Annotated in this window: 20 protein-coding genes and 1 pseudogene; 5 read left to right on the plus strand and 16 right to left on the minus strand. The window is 61.2% G+C overall.

Annotated elements, in window-relative coordinates; translation table 11 throughout:
- Positions 1-20 precede the first annotated feature (20 nt).
- The 3 genes from IVB05_RS27365 to IVB05_RS27375 all read right to left on the minus strand — a co-directional run bounded on the left by IVB05_RS27365 (position 21) and on the right by IVB05_RS27375 (position 4062).
- On the minus strand, positions 21-992 hold the full coding sequence (locus IVB05_RS27365; RefSeq protein ID WP_247779078.1) for a tripartite tricarboxylate transporter substrate-binding protein: 972 nt from the start codon (positions 990-992) through the stop codon (positions 21-23).
- 88 nt (positions 993-1080) lie between these two features.
- On the minus strand, positions 1081-2463 hold the full coding sequence (locus IVB05_RS27370; protein WP_247779079.1) for an amidohydrolase family protein: 1383 nt from the start codon (positions 2461-2463) through the stop codon (positions 1081-1083).
- Positions 2464-2586: 123 nt separating this feature from the next.
- Entirely contained in the window at positions 2587-4062 is a 1476-nt protein-coding gene (locus IVB05_RS27375; protein ID WP_247786968.1) for an aldehyde dehydrogenase, read from the minus strand.
- 15 nt (positions 4063-4077) lie between these two features.
- Between IVB05_RS27375 and IVB05_RS27380 the strand changes: the two genes are divergently transcribed.
- From IVB05_RS27380 to IVB05_RS27390, 3 genes are all read left to right on the plus strand, one after another.
- The gene (locus tag IVB05_RS27380; protein WP_247779080.1) at positions 4078-5976 is read left to right on the plus strand and encodes a thiamine pyrophosphate-binding protein; all 1899 of its coding nucleotides are present in this window, start codon (positions 4078-4080) and stop codon (positions 5974-5976) included.
- 88 nt (positions 5977-6064) lie between these two features.
- Positions 6065-7150 carry a TRAP transporter substrate-binding protein gene (locus IVB05_RS27385; protein ID WP_247779081.1) on the plus strand — a complete coding sequence of 362 codons (1086 nt, stop codon included), beginning with the start codon at positions 6065-6067 and terminating at the stop codon, positions 7148-7150.
- Positions 7151-7228: 78 nt separating this feature from the next.
- On the plus strand, positions 7229-7636 hold the full coding sequence (locus tag IVB05_RS27390) for a carboxymuconolactone decarboxylase family protein (RefSeq protein WP_247779082.1): 408 nt from the start codon (positions 7229-7231) through the stop codon (positions 7634-7636).
- Positions 7637-7745: 109 nt separating this feature from the next.
- On the opposite strand, the gene IVB05_RS27395 is transcribed toward IVB05_RS27390, so the two are convergent.
- The 5 genes from IVB05_RS27395 to IVB05_RS27415 form a co-directional block, all read right to left on the minus strand.
- Positions 7746-9593, minus strand: coding sequence for a TRAP transporter large permease subunit (locus IVB05_RS27395; protein WP_247779083.1), 1848 nt, complete (start codon positions 9591-9593; stop codon positions 7746-7748).
- A 41-nt stretch (positions 9594-9634) separates the two neighbouring features.
- Positions 9635-10660 carry a TRAP transporter substrate-binding protein gene (locus IVB05_RS27400; protein ID WP_247779084.1) on the minus strand — a complete coding sequence of 342 codons (1026 nt, stop codon included), beginning with the start codon at positions 10658-10660 and terminating at the stop codon, positions 9635-9637.
- A 169-nt stretch (positions 10661-10829) separates the two neighbouring features.
- Complete coding sequence (locus IVB05_RS27405) at positions 10830-11843, minus strand: transketolase family protein (protein ID WP_247779085.1); 1014 nt, start codon at positions 11841-11843, stop codon at positions 10830-10832.
- Positions 11840-12688: a transketolase gene (locus tag IVB05_RS27410; protein ID WP_247779086.1), complete on the minus strand. Its 849-nt coding sequence runs from the start codon at positions 12686-12688 to the stop codon at positions 11840-11842. The genes IVB05_RS27405 and IVB05_RS27410 overlap by 4 nt, the downstream gene beginning before the upstream one ends.
- A 22-nt stretch (positions 12689-12710) precedes the next feature.
- A complete protein-coding gene (locus IVB05_RS27415) occupies positions 12711-13472 on the minus strand; it encodes a glucose 1-dehydrogenase (RefSeq protein WP_247779087.1) in 762 nt (253 codons plus the stop codon).
- A gap of 136 nt (positions 13473-13608) precedes the next feature.
- On the opposite strand from IVB05_RS27415, the gene IVB05_RS27420 reads away from it, so the two are divergent.
- Positions 13609-14499, plus strand: a complete 891-nt coding sequence (locus IVB05_RS27420; protein ID WP_247786969.1) for a LysR substrate-binding domain-containing protein — start codon at positions 13609-13611, stop codon at positions 14497-14499.
- Positions 14500-14599: 100 nt separating this feature from the next.
- On the opposite strand, the gene IVB05_RS27425 is transcribed toward IVB05_RS27420, so the two are convergent.
- From IVB05_RS27425 to tnpB, 3 genes and pseudogenes are all read right to left on the minus strand, one after another.
- Positions 14600-15076, minus strand: a complete 477-nt coding sequence (locus tag IVB05_RS27425; protein WP_346771885.1) for an MFS transporter — start codon at positions 15074-15076, stop codon at positions 14600-14602.
- Between the two features lie 623 nt (positions 15077-15699).
- A pseudogene (locus IVB05_RS27430) lies at positions 15700-15831 on the minus strand (PilZ domain-containing protein); the annotation flags it as partial.
- Between the two features lie 7 nt (positions 15832-15838).
- Positions 15839-15997: an IS66 family insertion sequence element accessory protein TnpB gene (tnpB, locus tag IVB05_RS27435; protein ID WP_346771784.1), complete on the minus strand. Its 159-nt coding sequence runs from the start codon at positions 15995-15997 to the stop codon at positions 15839-15841.
- A 483-nt stretch (positions 15998-16480) separates the two neighbouring features.
- Here tnpB and IVB05_RS27440 point away from each other — a divergent pair, with 483 nt between their 5' ends.
- Complete coding sequence (locus IVB05_RS27440) at positions 16481-17437, plus strand: LysR family transcriptional regulator (RefSeq protein ID WP_247779089.1); 957 nt, start codon at positions 16481-16483, stop codon at positions 17435-17437.
- Here the strand turns inward: IVB05_RS27440 and IVB05_RS27445 are convergent.
- The 5 genes from IVB05_RS27445 to trbL all read right to left on the minus strand — a co-directional run bounded on the left by IVB05_RS27445 (position 17413) and on the right by trbL (position 21760).
- The gene (locus tag IVB05_RS27445; protein WP_247779090.1) at positions 17413-17652 is read right to left on the minus strand and encodes a DUF2274 domain-containing protein; all 240 of its coding nucleotides are present in this window, start codon (positions 17650-17652) and stop codon (positions 17413-17415) included. The two genes, IVB05_RS27440 and IVB05_RS27445, sit on opposite strands and share 25 nt — an antisense overlap.
- Positions 17653-17656: 4 nt before the next feature.
- The gene (locus tag IVB05_RS27450) at positions 17657-18787 is read right to left on the minus strand and encodes a TrbI/VirB10 family protein (RefSeq protein WP_247786677.1); all 1131 of its coding nucleotides are present in this window, start codon (positions 18785-18787) and stop codon (positions 17657-17659) included.
- Between the two features lie 62 nt (positions 18788-18849).
- Positions 18850-19761: a P-type conjugative transfer protein TrbG gene (gene trbG / locus IVB05_RS27455; RefSeq protein ID WP_346771785.1), complete on the minus strand. Its 912-nt coding sequence runs from the start codon at positions 19759-19761 to the stop codon at positions 18850-18852.
- 68 nt (positions 19762-19829) lie between these two features.
- A complete protein-coding gene (gene trbF / locus IVB05_RS27460; protein WP_247779091.1) occupies positions 19830-20513 on the minus strand; it encodes a conjugal transfer protein TrbF in 684 nt (227 codons plus the stop codon).
- Positions 20513-21760 carry a P-type conjugative transfer protein TrbL gene (gene trbL / locus IVB05_RS27465; protein ID WP_247779092.1) on the minus strand — a complete coding sequence of 416 codons (1248 nt, stop codon included), beginning with the start codon at positions 21758-21760 and terminating at the stop codon, positions 20513-20515. Before trbL ends, trbF begins: the two co-directional genes overlap by 1 nt.
- Positions 21761-22019 lie beyond the last annotated feature (259 nt).

Genomic DNA, 22019 nt, shown 5'->3' on the forward strand with positions numbered 1-22019 from the left:
CAGGCATAGCGCATCGCTTGTTATCCACCCTCGGCTTTGAGGCCGTTTTCCCGGACCACCTGTCCCCAGACCTGCGCCTGTTTCGTATAGAAACTCCGCATGTATGCAGGATCGCTCGCTACAATCGTAAGCCCCATGGCCTTAATCTTCTCCGAAACGCTCTCTTCCTTGAGCGCAGCGGCCATGTCCGCGTTGAAGCGATCAATAATCGCCTTCGGGGTTTTTCCCGGCGCGTAGAGTCCCCACCACGGCGTCGCATCCAGATCGGGATAGCCGCTTTCGACGAGCGTCGGCACGTCGGGAAGGGTCGGGTGACGCGTAGCCCCGGTCTGGGCCAGAGGACGCAGCATCTTGGATTCGATCTGGCTATTGAGCACGGTGGTCGCAGCAATGATCATGTCCACGTGACCGCCGATGGCGTCGTTCACCGCGGGCGCGGCACCCTTGTACGCTACGTGTGTCCATTGCGCGCCGGTCCGCTTGCCAAGCTGCAGCATGGTCAGATGACCAAGGCTGCCAGTTCCAGCCGACGCGAAAGTGAATCCGCCTGATTTGGCCTTGGAGGCGGCGATGAGCTCGGCCAACGTCTGATACGGGCGCGAGGGCTGGCACGCCACGATGTTCGGGGCCGTGCCGACCAGCATGACCGGATCGAGATCCGTCTCGGAATCGAAGGGCAGACTTGGCTGCATCACCGGATTAGTGGCATGTGTATCGAACACGAACAGCCAAGTGCGCCCGTCCGGAGGCGACTTTGCGGCGGCGGCCGCGCCGATGCTGCCTGCGGCGCCGGCACGGTTTTCAATAATGATCGTGGTGCCGAGCCGCTGCTGCAGACCTGGCTGAACCAGGCGAGCGATCGCGTCGAGCGTGCCTCCCGCCGGGAACGGGACAATGAACTTCATCTGCCCCGCAGGCCACTCCTGGGCCCTGGCGGCGAAGGGCACCGCAAGTGCCCCGGCGATCACGGCACGTCGTGTCAGTTTTCCCATGACGTTCTCCCCATGTTCACATCGGAAACGGCGCTTCTTTAAGTCCGGAAGCGACGACCGGCTGCAAATCCGTCATCGCTTTCCGCGATTATCGTTGCGCGAACGTTGCGATTGAACCGGCAACCGGCCGTCCGCGATGCCAGACTGCCGAGATTTTGTGGGCGTTGCTGATATCGGCCGAAGGATCCGCATCGAGCACAACGAGATCGGCAAGCTTTCCTGCCTTCAGGACCCCGCGATCATCGAGCTTCAGCAGTTTCGCAGCGCCGCTGGTCGCAATCGTCAGCGCCTGCAGTGGCGTCAGACCGGCCTCGACCATGAGATCAAGCTCGCGATGCTCGGCTACGCCGGGGAAGCGGAGGCCGACGCCGGAATCCGACCCAAACCCGATGTTGATGCCGGCCTTGTAAAGCGTCATCAGGTTCTTCTGGTTCATCGCCAGAGCCTTGCGCGCGCGTTCTGATCCCGGAGCGTCGTGAACCTTCTGCTGCCAGGCCGGATCTTCCAACTGCGTCTTGACGGCCGGATCCAGCGCGCGGTTCACGAATGGGTCGGCGGCAACTTTCGCCTTGTCGGCAAAAATGAAGTTCGAATCGTCAAGCGCCAGGGTCGGAACGTACCACGTCGCCCCCTTCTTCATGAGGTCGATCGTCGGCGCATCGACTTCCTTGTCCCGGATGCCGTGGGCGATGATATCAGCACCGGCTTTCAAGGCTGCCTGGGCATCTTCCAGATCATTGATGTGGAAAGCGACGCGAAGCTTGTTCTTGTGGGACTCGTCCACGGCGGCCGCATAGACCTCGGGCTTGACCTTGACAGGCAACAGCTTTCCAAAGTCGTCAAGCCAGATCTTCACCAGATCCGTCTTGCGACCGGCCATTTCCTTGATGGCTTGCCGCGCAGCTTCCGGGGTATCGGGACGATAGACCTGGCTCGGTCCGACCGGGACGATCGCCACGGGCGGCGCTCCGAGAGCAACACCGATGCCACGGTCTGCGCCGAAGATATCCGCGCCGGGCGCCTTGCCCGAATGCAAATCGGCGCGCAGATCGTAGAATTCAGCCGCGTTCAGACCCAATGACGTAATTGTCGTCACGCCATAGGCTTCCCACTGCCGAAGTTGCGATATGATGTACTCGCGATTGTAGTTGTCCGGGCTCGCCTTCAGCCCTCTTACGATGCCAATGTGGGAGTGGTTGGAAATCATGCCGGGCATGATGGTCTTGCCCTTGAGGTCCACGACCTCGGCCCCCGACGGAGCCTTGACCGATTTCGCATCCCCAGCAGCCGAAATGCGGCCGTCCTTGATGACGAGAACCGAATCCGCGATTGGCTTTCCACCCAATCCATCGATCAGCGTGGCGCCTTTCAAGACGACGGGTTTCGAAGCGTCCTTGTTTTGCGCCTGTACTGCGATGTCCGATAGCAACAGGCCCGATATGGCCAAGGCAATGGCCGATACTGCTCTCATGGCGAAGCTCCCTCCTTGTTTAACGCCCGCCGGGTTGATCCCGGGTCATTAATTTTGGATATATGATATTACGCCGTCATGGCAATTGATCCCTGACGTCGCCTTGTCGATTGCGGCCGCCGCCTACCGGAGAACGAACGGATAGGGCTCGTCACCGCTGCTCATCCAAACCGTTTTGGTCTGCATGTATTCGTTGATGGCTTCGATGCCGTTTTCCCGCCCAAGTCCGCTTCGTTTGTATCCGCCGAAGGGAGCCATATAGCTCACCATGCGGTAGGTGTTGACCCACACCATGCCTGCCTTCAGCCGGTCGGCCATGACATGGGCGCGCTTCATGTTCTGCGTCCAGACACCCGCGGCGAGGCCAAACAGGATGTCGTTGCCAATTTCGATGGCTTCTTCCTCGTCGCGAAACGGGATCACGGACAGGATTGGGCCGAACACCTCTTCCTGCGCGATCCGCATGCTGTTCTTGACGCCGGTAAAGACCGTGGGCTCCACGAAAAGACCCTTTCCGCATTCAGGCCTGTGCGCGCGATCGCCTCCCAGAGCCAGATGCGCCCCGTCTTTCTTGGCGATCTCCATATAGGCGAGCACCTTGTCGAACTGCGGCACGTTGGCGACCGGCCCAACCTGGGTTTCGTCACGCATCGGGTCGCCCATCTTGATCGTGGCCGCCGCTTTCAACAGTTTTTCGACGAAGGCGTCGTGGACCGATTCCTGCACCAGCATTCGCGACCCGGCTATGCACGCCTGCCCTACGGCGGCGAATATCCCGGCGATTGCGCCGTTGACCGCGTTGTCGAGGTTGGCGTCGTCGAAGACGATGTTCGGCGATTTGCCGCCCAACTCAAGGCTTACTCGCTTCAGGCCGCGCGCGGCACCTTCGTATATTTTCTGACCCGTCGCATCGGATCCCGTGAAGGCCACTTTGGCGACCTGAGGATGCTCGACGAGCGTCGGCCCAACCTCGTTGCCAAAGCCTGTAACCACGTTGATGACACCAGGGGGAAAGCCGGCCTCCTCCACCAATGACATCATTTCGAGCAGCGACGCCGAGGTAAATTCCGAAGGCTTGAGTACCACGGTATTTCCCGCCGCCAACGCCGGAGCGAGCTTCCACGCAACCAGCATCAGCGGCGAGTTCCACGGGATGATCCCGACGACCACACCAACGGGCTCATGCTTCGTGTAGGTGAACATGTTGGGCTTATCGATCGGAATGACCGAGCCCTGGATCTTGTCGGCAAGGCCGCCAAAATAATAGTACCACTGGGGAATATAGTTCAGCTGCCCGCGCATCTCGCTGATCAGCTTGCCGTTGTCCTTTACCTCGATCTCGGCCAGCCGCTCTGCATTTGCCGCAATCAGATCGCCCAACTTGCGCATCAACGCGCCGCGTTGCGTGGCATTGAGTTTGGGCCATGGACCGACATTCATCGCGCGATGCGCCGCCTGCACGGCGCGTGCGGCGTCCTCGGCATTGCCCCGCGGGATCAGCGCCCAAGGCTCGGCGGTGTAAGGGTTCATGGTCTCGAACCACTCGCCCGAGGCAGGATCCTCCCACTTCCCCCCAATGTACATTTGGTACTTTTTCATGGAATCCCCGCGGGCTTGCAAAAATATTATCTATCATATTACGGTATTATTTATTTTTTGGCGACGTCAAGCGCTTCTTTTGGGGAGCGCTTCATTTTGGCGAAGCAGCAGTTTCTGTGGGCGCTGCAGCAAAAGCGGCGCCTGCAGTCATACTCGAAAAATTACGCTGTACAATATTATGATCATACAGCATTTATGGGCGAATTGACGCCAAATTTTCGTGGGGAAAGCAGAATGACGCAGAACGTGGCAACCGACATAGCGACCGCATTGAAGGATGCGGCGGTCGAAAATTTCTTTCTCCTGACCGGTGGCGACCAGCCCTTGTGGATCGCTCTTCGCGATGCAGGGTTACGAATGGTCGTCGCACGCAGCGAAGCCAGCGCGGTCTACATGGCCGACGGCTACGCCCGTGCGAGCGGCCGCGTTGCCCCCGCCTATGGGCAAGCGGGGCCGGGTGCAGCCAACATCGCTGCTGCGCTGGCGGACTCGGTCTGGGCGCAGTCGCCGGTCTTCGCCTTGACTGGCGCGACCGCGACACAAGCGGTGCACATGAACGAGTACCAGGATCTCAATCAGCACATCATCTTTGGACCAGTGACGAAATGGAACGGTGCAGTTGCTACCCCCGAAACGGCCGGTAGTCTTGTATCCCAGGCGCTCCAGATTGCTGCCACGCCGACGTGCGGGCCGACCCACCTCGACGTTCCCAAGAACTTCTTCGCAATGCCTGGCGCGGCGCAAACATCGAACGCGTCTGGACGACGTACTCCGACTGCGGTCAGCAAGGCTACCCCACTGGAGACCGATCTTGCTTCTGCGCTGGAGTTCCTCAGCAATGCCGAGCGTCCTGTCCTGTTCGTGGGAGAAGGCGTGAGGCTGGCGGGCGCGTGGACCGAACTCGCACTGCTGTCGGATCTCGCGGGCATCCCAATCGTGGCGACCGCGGGCGGCAAACCCGCCATTCTTGCTTCACATCCGAATTTCAGCGGCATCGTCGGCCGCTACTCGTCTGTGACAGCCAATGGCCTTGTGGCGGAAGCCGACTGCGTCCTGGCGCTCGGTACGCGATTAGGTGGCCTCGCAACCAACGGCTACACGCTCCCCAATCGTCGCGCGACGGTGATCCAGATAGATCACGACCCGTTAGCGCTCATCAATACCTACGCACCCAGCCTCGGCATTTGCGCCGACATCAAGGTTTTCCTCACCGATCTCGTCGCCCTCGCGAAGCAGAAGAACGTGAAGGCCGCGCCCGACTGGCTCAAGCGCTGTCGCACGGATGCCGGCGAATGGACTGCACGTCACCGCGAACAACTCGCTGCCGTTTCAGGCAACGCAGCCCTGTCACCGCTCTCGGTCCTCGACGAGCTCTCCCGCTACTCCAAGGAAATCACACTCGTTGCAGACACCGGGTACATGGCGGCCTGGACCGGGGTGCTGTATCCGATCACCCGCTATGATTCATTTTTCCGCGCAGTCGGATCGCTGGGCTGGGCCCTGCCCGCCTCGCTCGGCGTTCAGATGGCACGCAAGGAAAAGGTCATCTGCATCACCGGCGACGGCGGAGCCGGCTATCATTTGTCCGACATCGAGACTGCAGTCCGATACAAGCTTCCGGTCGTTATCATCGTCATGAATAACAGCGCACTGGCGTTCGAATACCATGAGCAGAAGTATCGCTGGAACGGAAATGTGGTTGCGGAAGCGAACGATTTCGGACGGGTCGATTTTGCCGCGGCAGGTGTCGCGCTGGGCGCACGGGGCGCGCGCGTAAGCAATCGCGAAGAGTTCGCGACAGCTTTGACCATGGCCATGAAAGCTTCCGATCCTTTCATCATCGACGTCGTGATCGACAAGGAGGCCTTTCCACCCGTAACCAATTTCGATGCGGTGATGGAGCGGAGACTCTAGAAGCGCAAGTAGACGCGCATAGCGGAGAAGACCGTACTGGCTTGCCCGCAAGAGGCACTGCATAACTCAAAAACTCCGGGTGGAAATCATGAAAACTCGTCGCACTATCGTTGGAGGCGCAGCGCTTGGCCTTTTGCCGCTCGTCGCGCCTTCCGTCGCTCGGGCGCAAAGGGCCACGATCCGCTGGCGCCTTGCGTCAAGCTATCCCAAGAATCTCGATACCATCCATGGCATCGCCGTTCGTCTCGCGAAACAAGTCGCCGAGATCACTGAAGGCGGCTTTCAAATCCAGGTCTTCGGTCCCGGCGAACTCGTACCTGGCCTGCAGGTTCTCGATGCCGTGCAGAACGAGACTGTCGAGATGGGACACACGGCTTCAATCTACTACAGCGGCAAAAATCGGGCGTTCGCCATCGACACCGGCCTGCCGTTTGGAATGACGCCGCGACAACATTTGTCGTGGATGTACCGCGGCGGCGGCCTCGAACTCTTCAGGGAGTTCTTCAAGGCTTACGGCATCGTGAACTTTCCCGGCGGAAGTACCGGCGTTCAGATGGGCGGTTGGTTTCGCCGCGAGGTCAATACGCTCGGCGATCTGAAGGGCCTCAAGATGCGCATCCCTGGAATTGCCGGCGATGTGGTCGCCAGACTGGGAGTGGTTCCGCAGAACATAGCCGGTGGCGACACGTACCCCGCGCTCGAAAGGGGTACCATCGACGCCGTCGAATGGGTTGGACCCTACGACGATGAAAAGCTCGGATTCAACAAGGTCGCCAAATATTACTACTATCCGGGCTGGTGGGATTGCACGGGTCAGCTCGCCTTTTATGTGGGCGCCAAGGCATGGTCCGCGCTGCCGCCGCACTACCAACGTGCGTTTGAAGTCGCAGCCGCAGAAGCCTCCTGGGACATGCTCGCGCACTATGACGCCAGCAACATGGCGCCGCTGCGCCGATTGATCGCAGGCGGTACTGAACTCAGGCCGTTCTCGCGCGAAATCATGGAAGGTGGATATCGTGCGGCATTCGCACTCTACGCCGAGGAAGCGGAGAAGAATCCTGAATTCCGCAAGATCTACAGCGAATGGCTCAAGTTTCGGGAAGATATCGTGACCTGGTTCAGGGTTGCCGAAGCTACCTTCGAGTCCAGTCTCTACAATCTGTACAAGACGTGAGCGGCACCTTGGAGCCAAGCGGACTGCCTCCCGACTATCAAGTCGGCCAACGGGCTCATACCAGCGAGCAGGATTAGGATGTCCAACCAAACGACCGATCGATCCCGCACTATCGGCAACGGACCCGACCCAATCATGGGAGAGCCTCCGATCTGGTTCGTCAATTCACTGGATGCAATCGTACCCGGCTTCGCACGCCGGCTCATCGAGACGGATTTTGGCAATTCGTCAAACCGGTCCGGGCTGGACCTGAAGACCCGCGAACTGGTCTTGCTCGCCTCTTGCGGCGCATTGGGTACGGCCGGGATCGCAAGCGTGCGGATGCGCATTCCTGCCGCCCTTGAAGCCGGCGCCACCCGTATGGATATACTGGAAGTTTTGATCCAGGTCGGTCTTTGCGCGGGACTCCCTGCAAGCTTCGGCGCCTTGGAAGCAGCCGCCGAGGTTTTTGCTGGGCTTGATGCCCATGGCGGGGGCATAAAGTGACCCGGTGGGAAGCACAGCAATGCAGTTGAGCCGCCCTCACCACGCTGGCTGTGCAGATGCCAGCGTGGAACGGCAAGCTTTACTCGTTGCGAGACAACGACGATCAAGACTAAAGGAAGCCGATCGAAATCCACGGCACGACGGCAACGATGATCGTGCCGATCAGCAGCGCGATCATGTAGGCGGCAATCGGCTTCATGCCTTCATCAGGATTGATACGGCTGATCGCGCATGCTGCGTAGTAGCCTACCCCGAAGGGCGGCGCGAACAGCCCGATACCCATCGCAAGCACGACCACCATGGCATAGTGCACCTCGTGCACGCCGACCTGCCGGGCAATCGGAAACAGCAGCGGTCCGAACAGCACGATGGCTGGAATACCCTCGAGCACGCTGCCGAGGATGACGAAGGCAACGATGGTCACCGCAAGGAACATCGGTACGCCGCCCGGAAGCGCCGTCATTGTCTTGGCGAGCGATGCCGAGAAGCCGGACTGCGTGAGCGCCCAGGCCATGCCGGTGGCCGCGCCGATGATGAGAAGGATCGCGCCTGAAAGGGACGCGGTTTCAACCAGCATTGGATAGAGGCGCCGCCAGGAAAACTGCCGGTAGATCAGCAGTCCCGCCAGCATCGAATAGACGATGCCGATGGTAGACACTTCGGTCGCGGTCGCCACCCCCTCGACCACAGCCGCACGGATCACGAAGGGCAGCGCAACGGCGGGAATAGCGATGACAAAAGCGCGCCCAATCTCGCGGCCGGTCGCCCGTTTGACGTGCGACAGGTCCTCGCGCCGGTAGCGCCACCAGACGACGGCACAAAGCATGACCGCGAGCACAATGCCCGGCAGCAGGCCGCCCGTGAACAATGCGGCGATCGACACGCCCGTGACCGAGCCGATCGTGATCAGCACCAGCGACGGCGGGATCGTTTCAGTCTGCGCGCCGGTCGCGGAAAGTAGCGCCACGAGGTCGCCGGGTTTGGCGCCGCGCGCCTTCATTTCAGGAAACAGCACGGGAGCAACGGCGGCCATGTCGGCAGCCTTCGAGCCCGAGATGCCGGAGACCAGATACATGGCGCCCACCAGCACGTATTGCAGGCCGCCGCGGACGTGCCCGAGCAGGCTTGCAAGGAAGCTCACCATTGCCCGGGCCATACCGGTCATCTCAATAAGCAGCCCGAGGAAGACGAACAGAGGCACCGCCAGCAGAATCAGATGGCTCATGCCTTCGTCCATCCGCCCGATAACGACAACGCTCGGCGTGCTGGTGGTCAAGGTGAGATAGCCGACCGTGGCGAGGCCGAACGCAAAGGCAATGGGAACCGCCACAAACACCATGGCGCCGACCAGGAATACAAAGAATATGAGCAGGTTTAAATTGCCCAAGGGCTTCAGCACGGGCGCCAGAAACGCAAGGACGGCAACGAGAGCGCCGACGAGGGCGATGGCCGTCAACACTTTACGCATATCGGCGATGACAGCCAGACGCAGCAACGCGACGATCAGCATCAGTCCAATTCCGACCGGCAGCGCCGCCGCGCGCCAGGAATTGACGATGTCGAGCGCCGGCGTCCTGATATACACCTCGTCCACGGCGAAGTCGTAGGCGGGATGGATGACGAGAAGCAGGAACGCCAGCGAGGCGGCGATCGCGACGACGTCGAGAAACGCCCGTGTGCCGGGAGCGAGCATGCCAACGATCGCGGTCATCCTCATGTGCTCGCCACGCTGGAACGCGATGACCGAACCGAGCATCGCGAGCCAAAGGAACAGGATGCCGGCAAGTTCGTCCGTCCACACGATCGGTGCGTGAAAGACGTAACGGGCGACGATGCCGAGCAGGAGGACGACGATCTCCGCGACGACCAACAGCGCGGCTGGAATGGCAATCGCCGGCTCGAGCGCGCGGGTCAGACGTGCAGTGCCACCACGCCATCCTGACAGGGGCTGCTTCATCGCAGCCTCATGCTCCGTAGTAGATGCATGTGCCATGGCGCTCACACCAGCTTTCCGGCGGCTTGCTCGAGTTGCGTCCAAGCCTCATTTCCGAACTTGGCCTTCCAGTCGGCATAGAAGCTGGTCTTGCCGAGCGCCTGCCGGAAGGCGGCTCGATCGACCTCCAGGAACTGCATGCCTTTGGCCGTCAGATCGGAACGGAGCGATTCGCTCAGCCTGGCGATGTCGGCACGCTCGTCATTTGCCGAGCGATCGAATTCGCGGGTGACGATTTCCTGCAGATCCTTCGGCAGTTTCTCGAAGGCGCGCTTGTTGCCGAGGATCCAGTAGTTGTCCCAGACGTGGCCGGTCAAACTGCACGTCTTTTGCACCTCATAGAGACGCGCCGTCGCGATGATCGGCAGCGGATTCTCCTGTCCATCGACGACCTTGGTCTGCAGCGCGGAATAGACCTCGTTGAAATTGATCGGCGCCGGGCCGGCTCCAAGGGCCTGGAAGAGCGACGTGAGATTCGGCGCCGCCGGCACCCGAAGCTTGAATCCCTTCAGATCATCGGGGGTTTTGATCTCGCGCCCCGATGACGTGACATGACGAAAGCCATTATCCCACGCCTTCGAAACGGTCATGATCGGCGTCTTCGCGATCTGCGCGCGGATGTAGGCGCCGAGATCGCCGTCCATCGCTTTCCAAACGGCGTCATAGCTGGTGAACAGGAAACCCAGGTTCACAATTCCTGCGGCCGGGACCAGCGTTGCAAGGATCAGCGAAGAGAGGTTGAAGAACTCGACCCCGCCGTTCCTGACCTGGGTCAGCAGGTCGGTGTCCGATCCAAGCTGGTTTGCCGGGAAGAGGTTGATCTCGAGCCGTCCGCCGCTCGCCTCGCGGATGCGATCCGTCGCCTCTTTGGCGCGCATGTTGACAGGGTGCGTCGGGTCCTGCCCGGTCGCGAGCTTGTAGGTGAACTCCGCGGCGGAGGCGCGGCGGCTGAGGATACCGCAGAACGGCACGGCGGCCGCGCTCGTGATCAGGGTCCGGCGGCTCATTGTCATCGGCTTGCGCGTGGTCATCGATTCCTCCCTGTGATTCGGGCCCGACGGGGCGGTGGCAACGGTTGTGTCCGTCAAATTCTTCTTGGCCGGCGCTCGAAGGCCGGCAATGGGCGGCAGCCGTCATTCCCCACAGCGGCGCTGCGGAGCGATGATTGCCGAAGTCTGTTGTGGGGCTGCGGCTAGAGCCCTAGCGCCCGAGCCATTGCTTGATCTGCCGTGAGACTTCCGCGGTGGAAATTCCGTAGCGGTCGTGCAGCGTAGGCAGTGCGCCCGCGGCTAGAAATTCGTCGGGCAGGCCAATCTGTCGAAAGGTCGAATGAACGCCGGAGCGCATCAGTAACCCGGCGACTGCCTCGCCGAGGCCGCCGATCACGGTGTGGTTTTCGGCAACGACGACCAGGCGCCCTGAGCGTCCCGCTTCGCGCAGGATCGTCTCGGCATCGAGCGGCTTGATGGTCGGAACGTGCAGCACGGCGGCGTCCACGCGGTCGCCCGCGAGCTCCTTCGCGGCGTCGAGCGCACGCATGGTCATGATGCCGGTAGAGATGATAAGGACATCCCTGCCGTCCCGGATCAGCGATGCCTTGCCAAGTTCGAAGTTGTAGCCGTACTCGTCAAGCACCACCGGCACCTGGCCGCGCAGCAGCCGCACATAGACCGGGCCTTGATGGGCGGCGATGGCCGGCACCAGTTGCTCGATCTCGTGCGCGTCGCAGGGGTCGATCACGGTCATGTTCGGCATGGCGCGGAAAAGCGCGAGATCCTCGGCCGCCTGATGGCTCGGGCCATAGCCGGAGGTCAGGCCCGGCAGAGCGCAAACGATCTTCACGTTGCGGTCTTCCTCCGCGATCGTTTGATGAATGAAATCGTAAGCGCGGCGGGCCGCAAACACGGCGTAGGTGGTGGCGAACGGCGTGAAGCCTTCGGCGGCCAGCCCCGAGGCGGCGCCGAACAGAAGCTGCTCGGCCATTCCCATCTGATAGTATCTGTCGGGGAACGCCTTGGCGAAGATGTGAAGGTCGGTATACTTGCCAAGATCGGCCGTCATGCCGACTACGTCGGCGCGGTTGCGGGCGAGCTCGACGAGCGCGCGCCCGAATGGCGCCGGCCTAGTCCTTTGTCCTTCGGCCGCGATCGACGCGATCATTGCCGAAGTCGTGAGGCGGGGCTTGCCTGAAGGCGTCTCGGTCGCGGGCTTCATGCTGGCCTCCCATCATCGAGCGCTTTGAGCGCGAGCTGCCATTCGTGCGGCTCAACGCGGATGAAGTGATTTTTCTCACGCTGCTCCAGGAACGGAACGCCTTTGCCCATCAGCGTGTCGGCGATGATTATCCGGGGCCTAGGTTCTGTATGATCCTTGGCGGCATCGAATGCCGCCACAACGGCTTCGAGATCATTGCCGTCGATCCGCTGAACGAACCAGCCGAAGGCCTGGAGCTTGTCGACCAGGGGCTCGAAAGCCATCATCTGCGTCGAAGGGCCGTCGGCCTGCTGGTTGTTGACGTCGACGATGGCGATCAGGTTGTCCAACTTGAAGTGGCTGGCCGACATGATCGCCTCCCAGACGGAACCCTCATCGAGCTCGCCATCGGAAAACAGCGTGTAGACTCTGGCCTCGGAGCCCTTACGTTTCAGACCGAGAGCTCTTCCGACAGCGATGCCAAGTCCAAGGCCTAGGGATCCACCCGACATCTCCATGCCTGGCGTATAGGCTGCCATACCCGACATGGGCAGTCGGCTTTCGTCGAAGCCGTAAGTCTCGAGTTCTGCTTCCGGCAGTATTCCGGCCTCGAGCAGCGCTGCGTAGAGCGCGATGGCGTAGTGGCCGTTCGAGAGCAGGAACCGGTCCCGTCCCTCCCAGGATGGATCTTCCGGACGGTAACGCATCGCATGGAAATAGGCGGCAGTCAGAACATCGGCGATGTCCAGCGCCTGGGCAATGTAGCCCTGTCCCTGTACTTCGCCCATCCGCAGTGCATTGCGACGGACATTATGGGCGCGTTGCGCCAGCGTCGGCGCGTTGGCAATCGTTCCAGCCGTTCCCATGACGACCTCCCTTCTCAGCCGTTCAGTGAATGAGCATGCCGCCGTTGACGTCGATCACCGCCCCCGTGACGTAGGCAGACAGATCAGACGCGAGGAACGTGTAGATTCCCGCTACATCGCTGGCTTCGCCGAGGCGGCCGAGCGGAATGCCCTCGAGTATCTTCGCCCTCATCTCGTCGGTGAGCTTGCCGGCGGTGATGTCGGTTCCGATCAGGCCGGGCGTGACGCAATTGACGCGGATACCGTCGGCTCCGAACTCGCGGGCCATCGCCTTGGCAAGGCCCAGCACACCGGCCTTGGCCGCGGAATAATGCGGGCCGCCGAAGATGCCGCCGCCCCGCTGCGCCGAGACCGACGACATGCAGGCAATCGAACCGCTCTTGCGCCTGCGCATGTGCGGAATCACCGCCTGGGAGAGAAAGAGCACGCCCTTGAGATTGACGTCCTGAATGCGATCCCAGTCCGCCGGCGTGATTTCGAGGAGTTTCACCGGCTGGGTGATGCCGGCATTGTTGATCAGGATGTCGATCTGGCCGAAGGCGACGACCGCGGACTCGATGGCCTTCATACAGGACTTCTGGTCGGTAACGTCACATGCGAGACCGAGGTGAGGTCCGCCGGAACCCGAGTCCAGGCTTTTCGCGGCGGCTTCCGCCGCGGCGCCGTCAATGTCGAGGATCGCGACCCGGGCCCCTTCCGCTGCAAAACGCCTGGCAGTCGCGAGTCCAATCCCGCGCGGTGATGCCGCACCCGAAATGACAGCCGTCTTGCCGCTCAGCAGCATGCCTTCCTCCCTGAATCGACCCCGCAAAGCACCGTCGATCGGCACTGTTTTCTTGACGATCTGACTACGTCCGGATCGACATTCCGACAAACGCGCAGTTGTCGCCGATAGATGAATCTGGTTCACTTATGGAATGTTGCTTTCCAGCATCCCGATTTCGGCGATCCGCGCCTTCGAGGCGGCCGCACGCACCGGCTCGTTCCGCGATGCGGCGAGCGAACTCCATTTGACGCCGAGCGCCGTCAGTCACGCGATCCGCAAGCTGGAAAGCACGATGAGCACCACGCTGTTCGAGCGCAGCGCCCGATCGATCCGGCTGACGCCAGCCGGGCAGAACCTGATGCGGCACGCCGGCGCCGCATTCGACAATCTGCGGCGCGGAATCGAGGAAGTCGCCGGCCGTGGGCCGCAACTGCTTCGGGTACATTGCGCGCCCAGCTTCGCGGCGCAATGGCTGGCGCCGCGTCTCGCCCAATTCCTCGCTGCCGAGCCCAAGCTGGAAGTCCGGTTGGCCGCCAGCACCGAATATGCCCGGTTCAGTAACGACGATTTCGATCTCGATATCGTCTATGGGGAGCCCAGGAGCGAGGCCCTCGAAATCATCCCGCTCGGCGAGGAAACGGTTACACCCCTTTGTACGCCGACGATTGCAAAACGAATCCGTAAGCCGAAGGACCTGGCCGGCCAGGTGCTCATTCGCTCGGAGGTCAAGCGGGTCCAGTGGCATCAGTGGTTCGCCGCGAACGGGTTGGAGTCACCGGCGATTCACGGCATGCGTTTTGATCGCAGTTTCCTGGCGATTGCCATGGCCTCGAGTGGTCTCGGCGTTACGCTGGAATCAACGCGACTTGCCGAGCGCGAAATCGCGTCCGGCATATTGGTCGCTCCACTCGCCGGTCGCGCGGTCGATGTCCGCTATGTCGGCCATCATCTCGTGTTTCCCCGCGCCAACCGGCAGCGCCGCGCGGTTCGGGCGTTTGCCGATTGGGTCATGTCGGAGCTTGATCGGACCACCACACGGCCCTAATGCGCTGCAGGTGGTCGCCCGCGCAGCAAGTCGTACCGGTGCTAGACTTTGTAGCCCTCCGATTGCGACGGCGGCCTTGTTAAAAACGGCACGCAAATCATCACCAGTAGCGTGGGGACCGCCAGCGACAGGAAAAACAACCCTGCTTGCCGGGAGCCGCGACGAAGCCCGAAAACAACAGGGGCGAAGCGATTGAAACCATTCGCCCGATACCGAATGCCCAGCCGACGCCGGTGGCGCGGACCTTCGTCGGATAGACGGTCGGCACATAGGAATTCAATGCGCTTTGTGCACCCGTCATCGCCGCGCCGGCGAACGCCATGGTCGCAATCATGCCGATGCCCATGCCCGTGCCAACGGTAAAACCGAGGGTCAGCCAGCTCGCCGTACAGGCTCCATACCAGAACCAGAGGCCGATCCGCGGGCCGAAGCTATCGAGCAGAAAACCGCTCAAGCCCGAACCTACCAGGCCGCCGATGGAGAACGCGGCCATCAGTGTTCCGACCACCTGTAAGGAGAAACCGGCGCTGAGGTTGAGAACCACCGCGCCGAGTGCGGCGAAGCCCGACAGTGCGATAAAGCTGAGCGCGAATGTCGATAATCAGCCCTAACGCGCGTGCTTTCGTTCGCGCTGAGCCAACATGACGTCCCAGGGCTCTTGCTATTTCTCCTAGCTTGATCCTCTGACCAATCATTTCGATGAACTGACTGATCTCTTCCTCTGACCAATCCTTCGGCTTTAACGTTCTAGTGCCTCGCGTCTTTGCCGGTTTACGCTTTCCGGTAGTTGTCCCACGAGCTTTCACTAATCTCACCACCGTCTTGCACTTAGGACATTCGTGAGACCGAATTTCATATCTTGCGGTTACAGGCTCGATTGCGATGGCATGTCGCTCCACACCGCATGCGACGAACAATAGGCTGGCTGTCATAGCGTGTATCCTCGAGCCGCAAGAATATCTTCTCGGAAGGCCGGATGGCTATCACCACCCCGCAAAAATACGGGGGTGCCGATTTCCTGAGCTGCTAACCGGTAAAATTGAGGAGTTAGCGATATGCGTTGCGACATCAGTATGCTCAGCCATCCGTGGAGCGCCGGGTAATTCTCCAGGTCCGATCCAACTCACGCTAGGAGCAAATCGCAGCCATTGTAGGAACATGTTTCTAACTCGCGGTCTCAAACGCACAGAATGGTGCTTGCTACGTAATTGTCGAATCTCGGCGGCGTCCTCCCTTTGACGCCTGGTTTTGGAGGAAACGAACACCCAGCTGATCCCCATTAACCCGAGCCAGTTCGCAGCGCCGAAACGCGAGACCGGGAGAAGAAAGAAGCGCACCTTCAGCAGATTGCCACGACGACCGCGGAAGCAAAACAGGGGCCCAGCGGGTCGCGATGCAAGATCCCCTGAACCTGCAATGCCAGCGACCAAAAGCCCTTGCGCATGTCGGTATAGCCGGTCGCGAGCCATACCCGCACGCCGGCCGGCAACGGGATCATCGTGGCCGTCCATCAGCGCAGCCACAACTGCGGTCAGCGTCACCGTGTCAACCGCGCCCGTGACCCGCATCCGAGCCCCGGCCGCGAACTCAATCTCGATCGCACCGCAGGTCTCGGAGGGCGCCGTCAACGGTTGCCGGGCTGGCGCAATGGAGACTGCCGCAAAACGGACTTCGTCATCCTGCCGCGGCATCGGTCCAGGCCCGAAGGAGCAAGCCGATGGAGGTGCGGCAGCGTTCCGTCATGGCAGAGAGAGCGACGTAGCCGGACGACGAAGACGCAGAAAGCGAAGCAACGGGTTACGCCGACTTCCGCGAACGGATCAGAGGAACGCCGAGCAGATAGGCGGGCGGTCAACGCCATTGCCGGACGCCGACGGCAGGGCACGGATCGGCCCAATAAAAAACACAACCTGTCGATGAAATCACCCGATTCCAAATATCTTATCGATGCTCCTGCATTTTCAGAGCACCATGGTCGCGAATGGCCGACGAACAAGACCACAGATATTTATCGCTCCGCAATCAATCTGCAACGATCCCCCTTCAACACCTCCGATATGCGGTTGTTTCCGCGGAGTATGGAAGCTTCCGGCGGGCTGCAGAAGCGTTGTTGACGCAGCAGTCAACTCTGAGCCGCTGCATCCGGGAACTCGAGGAATCAATAGGCGTGATTGTGTTCGAGCGATCGAGCGGCGGCGTCTGCGCCACGTCGGCTGGCCGGGATTTTCTCCGAACGGCGCGGTCGATACTCGAACAAATGGATGCGCTGGTTACGTCAGCCAAGTCTAACGGACGCGGCGAGGCTGGGCGGCTGTCTGTGGGATTCTATACGTCGCTGTCGGCCGGCAATTTACGGGCGACGTTGGTGGATTTCAGGCAGCGGTGCCCACAGGTCGCACTTGGCATGGTCGAAAGGTCGCGGATGCGCCTCGTCGCCGCCTTACGCAATGGTGCAATCGACGTTGTCATCGCGACCGACGGAGGACACGTCTTTGACAGCAACGCCTTGCCGCTGTGGAGCGAGCGCGTCCTAGTGGCCTTGCCTGAGGGACATCAACTGGCTGGGAAGAAGGCGATCTACTGGACCGACCTGCGGAATGAGACGGTCCTTCTCAGCCATTATGACCCGGGACGAGAACTTGAGGATCTCTTGTTGGCGAAGCTGATCTCGACAGCAGACCGTCCCAAGATCGAACGCCATGACGTTAGCAGAGGCATCATCAAGACCCTCATATCCATAGGATTCGGTGTCAGTTTGGTGGCCGAGTCCGACATCGGCGTCACGTTTGCGGGCCTGATTTATCGAGAGATACGAGACGGCACGGGGCCGAGTCAGGTCCATTATTCAGCACACTGGCGCAAGGACAATGACAATCCGGCGCTGGCAAACTTTCTCAAATTGTTGAGCGAGCGCTATCCCTTGCCTTGCGCAGGCTGACCCTTGCGGCGGGCCTTTGCAAAGGCTCGGTCGGTTACCATGAATCGCGCCAGCATTGGTGCGACCAGCTTTGCGGGATCCGAGATCGACTGCCCGGTTTCGCGGGCAAGCATGTCGGTGTAGGCCGCGAGGTCGCGATGGACATCGGCCGGCAGTTCCACGCTGAGCTTTACCGGCTTGTCATCGGCGATGGCGCCGAGCTTCAGCTTTGCCATTTTTTCAGCCTCTGTATGGTTCGAGCACGAGGTCGCGATTGACGATTACCCGGACCGGAAAACCCGGCCGAATTGTCAGGGTCGGCTGGATGTTGAGATTGCGCCGAACGATCTGCTGACCGGTCTGGTTCAGGGAATCCCCTGCCCCACGGCGAAGGGCCTGCAGAATGGCGCTGTTTCCGTTGCCAGCATCCAAGCCGGAACCAAGTTCGGCTCCTACACCAAGCAAAGTCGACAGCAACGCAGCCTTGAACATCTCGCCCCCGTGAAGATCGACCTCGTCGTGAAGCCCCGCATAGCCTGCGGTATCGGCACCCGGCTGGCGCTCAAGGACGATCGATCGGCCGTTCGGCATGATCAGGCGTGTCCAGACCAGGAGCACGCGTGACTGTCCATGTGTAACGTGGCTATCGTAGATCCCTATCAGCCGCGCACCCTGGGGCACCAACAAAGTTTGACCGGACAGCGTATCAAATAGCGGTTCAGTCACATGCGCCATGATCTGCCCGGGCAGATCGGAGCGGATGCCCGTAATAAGGGCCGCCGAAATCACAGACCCTGCCTGGACGACAAAACGCGAGGCTGGCTTCGCCACACGGTCAGGGCTCGTGGTCCGCCGATCAACGGCAGCGCTAACAAAAGCGAGCTTGCGGTCCTGACCATTCTGGGCAAACGCCTCATCGGACGGTGATGCGGCATTTGAGGTCGTCTCGGCAGGAGTCGCTGCCGCCGGTGGCTGAACATTCGTTGACGCAAATACTTTGCTGGTGCGCGCGGCCTCGCTTTCCTGGTTCATGCGCTGTTGCTCGGGATCGACCGCAAGCGGCCCGGACTGGGCCTGGGCTGCAACAATGGGGCGACCGAGATCACCCGGCAATGGCGGCCCGAGGCGCGGCACGTCGCGCGGAATGCCCGCATAGTCGCGCGGCAGCCCGGCAAGGCCGTCGGCCACATTGTGGTGATCGGTGCTGTACAGCTCTTCGGAAGCTGGACCACGCGTGCGATTCTGCTGCAGGGCCCACAGCACGGCTCCGGAAACGAGAACGAGCGCGAGTGCCGTGCCCCCGGCCAATACCTTACGCGACAGGCGAGTCACGGGCGGAGGTTCTGGACGCAGGCGCAGTGAGCTGGCTATCTCCGCAGCACTCTTCGGCGAGGTAGAACCAGGACCACCGGCGCCAGTCGTTTGGTTATCGGTCACGACGGTCTCCCGTCGCTTCTGATGATTCGGACCTTTTGCTGAGAGTCGCCACCAAGTCGCAGCTCGGCCGCGGCAAACAGCCGATCGACGATTAGCACGTTACGATAGGTTCGGTAGTTGACGATCTCGGAATTGCCGTCCGGACCGATGACAAACAGCGGAGGCATTTCTCCCTGAACGATGCCGGGTGAGAACTCGATATAGACCTTGCGGCCATCGTCATAGACGCCGACCGGCCGCCAAGGCGGATTGTCGCCCTCGACGGTGTAGCGATAGCGCCGCTGAGAAGAGTCAGGAAGAACTGGCGTCGAGGAAACAGCTCGGGTACGGCCGGGCCGGTCCTCCGGATAATACCAAGCGACTGATGGCATGTAAGGCTTTTCACGCGAGCGCAGCTCGATGAGATAGGTGCGCCGGTCGGTGTTGACCACGAGGTTGGTCTCAATCGAAGGCCGCGTCGGCTTGACCATGATGTGGACACGTCTGGTATCGCCGCTTCCGCTTTCGGTGTCGCCAACGACCCAGCGCACGGTGTCGCCAGCCGATACCGGTCCCGAACCCGTGAGCTGCTCGCCGGGCTCGAGTGCGATATCGGTGATCTGTCCGGGGCTCGCGTAGATCTGATAGAGGGCGCCCGGACTAAAAGGGAAGACCTGCACAGCATTGAAGTAGCCGGCGCTACGCGGCTCGACGCGCGCAGCGTCATTGGCGGTCTCGATCCGCGCAATAGGCTCCTTTGCCTCAACGTTTCCCTTCTTGCCTCCCTTCGCAGGCGTCCAGGACGGCGGAACGTGAAGGAACCGCGGACGATCCTCCGCCAGCGACGGCGGACTGGGAAGTGGCGGGATATCGTCGTCGTAGCTGATCTGCGGCGGTTTCGAGGTGGCACAGCCGCTGAGTGCAAACATGCAAGCAAACAGAAGCGGGTGCATGACCTTGCGAACACTCGGGCTAGCGACTCCAGGAATCTGCATATTCACTGCCCAAGCTCCTTCGACCAGTTGATGGCGTTGACATAGACCCCGAGAGGATTTTTGCGCAGACGATCGGCATCGCGCGGAGTTTCGATCACGATGGTGAGGATGGCGGTCCAGCGCTCGGTGGCGGTAAGCTGCCCACTGTCGTAGCGGCGCTCGATCCAGGCGACCCGAAAGCTTTCCGGCGAGGCACGGATGACGCTAGATATTTCCACTGCGATCTGCAGCTTGCCTAGCTTGGCAAAGGGATCGTTGACGCGGGCGTGGTCGTTGAGGGCGACAGCGCCGCGATCGGTCGTAAAGTCGTAGGCGCGCAGCCAGTCCTGACGCAGCAGGATGGCATCAGCCGACAGCCCGCGGACGTTTTCAATGAAGCGAGCTAAATGATAGGCGATCTGCGGATCGGTCGGTTGATAGAAGGGATTGGCTGGGCCGACCGCCTGTGTCTGGCCGAGACGATCGACCTCAATGACCCAAGGCGTAATGCTTCCCTGTGTGGATTGCCAGACGAGACCTGATGCGAGTCCGGCCGATAGGATCAGAGAACCGAAGGCTATAAGTCGCCAGTTTTTGGCCTGCACCCGCGCCGAGCCGATGCGCTCGTCCCATACTTGCGCCGCTTTCTGATAGGGCGTTACGGGCGCGGGCGTACGGCCATAATGAACGGATGGTCGTTTGAACATCACTTCCCTCCTTCGGAGAGATCGACGGAGGCGCCCCCGCCACCATGGTCGGAAGTGCGGACGACGTTGGTAGCGGCCGACGCCCCACGACTCATGGTCTGCATGCGCTTCATGCGTCTGGCCCAACTGGACTGACTGTCCAGAGGTGAGGAACTTGCCGGTGGCTGGGCTGAGCTGGCTTCACCGGCTGCAGTGCCACCAGTTGAAGCCGAGCCGCTTGCAGCCGCGGGGCGACGAAGCGGGCTCGTCATCGCGGACGCGGCGGCATCCGCGACGCCGGACAAACCACCAGTCCTGAACGCCCCGCTCGCACTACCCGCTAGCGCCGCGGTCCCGCGCGCCGCGCCGGCGAGTGCACCGGCGCTTCCGGCAGCGACGCCCGCTCCGGCCACCACGACCCCGCCGGCAGCTAACCCCGTGCCCGCGGCGGCTCCGGCGCCAAGCTGCGGACCGCCGGACACGATGCCATTAGCGATACCGGGCCCAAAGATTCCCAAACCCAGCAGCGCTAATGCCGCGAGCACGAGGGCCATGGCATCTTCAATGCCGATCTGCGCACCGCTCGCGCCCGCGGTGAACTGTGAGAACAATGTCGAGCCGATGCCGACGATGACAGCGAGAACCATGACTTTGACGCCTGACGAGATGACGTTGCCGAGCACGCGTTCGGCGGCGAAGGCCGTCTTGCCGAATAGCCCGAAGGGAATCAGGATGAAGCCGGCAAGCGTCGTCAGCTTGAACTCGATCAAGGTGACGAAGAGCTGGATCGCCAGGATGAAGAAGGCGAGCAGCACGATCACCCATGCGAACAGCAGCACGGCGATCTGAATGAAGTTTTCAAAGAAGCTGACATAGCCCATCAAGCCCGAGATCGATTCCAGAATGGGCCGCCCGGCATCGATACCGACCTGCGCGATCCGCCCCGGACGCAGGAATTCAGCCGAGGTTAGTCCCGTCCCAGAGGCCTTGAGGCCGAGACCGGCAAAGCTCTCGAAAACGATGCGGGCGAGATTGTTCCAGTTGCCTATCAGGTAAGCGAACACGCCGACAAACATCGTCTTCTTTACGAGGCGAGCGATGATGTCCTCGTCGGTGCCCCAGGCCCAGAACAGAGCGGCCAGCGTGACATCGATCGCGGCAAGCGTGGTTGCGAGGAACGCGACTTCGTTACCAAGCAACCCGAAGCCACTGTCGATATAGCGGGTAAAAGTTTCCAAAAATCGGTCAATGACGCCGGTGCCACCCATGGAATCACTCGCGTTCGGGTGTTGCAACGGGCGGCCAGCCCTGGGGGAGACGATCGGGATGCTTGGGCTGCGCCAACGAGGGTGTCGGGCTGCCTGGTTGAGCATCGGCGGAAGTAACGCCCGATGTTTTCTTTGATCCAAGGAAGCGACGGCGGTTCTCCGCCCAAATCAGACGGCACTCCTGGAGTTCTGCAACCTGCTCGGAGGTGACCTTCCGGCAGCGTTCGAGTTCGCCGCCAAGCGGACTGGCTGCCCGGGA

This window comes from Bradyrhizobium sp. 170 (assembly GCF_023101085.1).
Classification (GTDB): domain Bacteria; phylum Pseudomonadota; class Alphaproteobacteria; order Rhizobiales; family Xanthobacteraceae; genus Bradyrhizobium.

Coding starts and splice junctions, on each gene's coding strand:
- IVB05_RS27440 (WP_247779089.1), top strand. CDS start 16,481: ATGGCCGACGAACAAGACCACAGATATTTATCGCTCCGCAATCAATCT.
- IVB05_RS27415 (WP_247779087.1), bottom strand. CDS start 13,472: ATGCTGCTGAGCGGCAAGACGGCTGTCATTTCGGGTGCGGCATCACCG.
- tnpB (WP_346771784.1), bottom strand. CDS start 15,997: ATGATCCCGTTGCCGGCCGGCGTGCGGGTATGGCTCGCGACCGGCTAT.
- IVB05_RS27365 (WP_247779078.1), bottom strand. CDS start 992: ATGGGAAAACTGACACGACGTGCCGTGATCGCCGGGGCACTTGCGGTG.
- IVB05_RS27405 (WP_247779085.1), bottom strand. CDS start 11,843: ATGAAGCCCGCGACCGAGACGCCTTCAGGCAAGCCCCGCCTCACGACT.
- trbG (WP_346771785.1), bottom strand. CDS start 19,761: ATGTTTGCACTCAGCGGCTGTGCCACCTCGAAACCGCCGCAGATCAGC.
- trbF (WP_247779091.1), bottom strand. CDS start 20,513: ATGTTCAAACGACCATCCGTTCATTATGGCCGTACGCCCGCGCCCGTA.
- IVB05_RS27410 (WP_247779086.1), bottom strand. CDS start 12,688: ATGGGAACGGCTGGAACGATTGCCAACGCGCCGACGCTGGCGCAACGC.
- IVB05_RS27445 (WP_247779090.1), bottom strand. CDS start 17,652: ATGGCAAAGCTGAAGCTCGGCGCCATCGCCGATGACAAGCCGGTAAAG.
- IVB05_RS27385 (WP_247779081.1), top strand. CDS start 6,065: ATGAAAACTCGTCGCACTATCGTTGGAGGCGCAGCGCTTGGCCTTTTG.
- IVB05_RS27390 (WP_247779082.1), top strand. CDS start 7,229: ATGTCCAACCAAACGACCGATCGATCCCGCACTATCGGCAACGGACCC.
- IVB05_RS27370 (WP_247779079.1), bottom strand. CDS start 2,463: ATGAGAGCAGTATCGGCCATTGCCTTGGCCATATCGGGCCTGTTGCTA.
- trbL (WP_247779092.1), bottom strand. CDS start 21,760: ATGGGTGGCACCGGCGTCATTGACCGATTTTTGGAAACTTTTACCCGC.
- IVB05_RS27400 (WP_247779084.1), bottom strand. CDS start 10,660: ATGACCACGCGCAAGCCGATGACAATGAGCCGCCGGACCCTGATCACG.
- IVB05_RS27375 (WP_247786968.1), bottom strand. CDS start 4,062: ATGAAAAAGTACCAAATGTACATTGGGGGGAAGTGGGAGGATCCTGCC.
- IVB05_RS27395 (WP_247779083.1), bottom strand. CDS start 9,593: ATGAAGCAGCCCCTGTCAGGATGGCGTGGTGGCACTGCACGTCTGACC.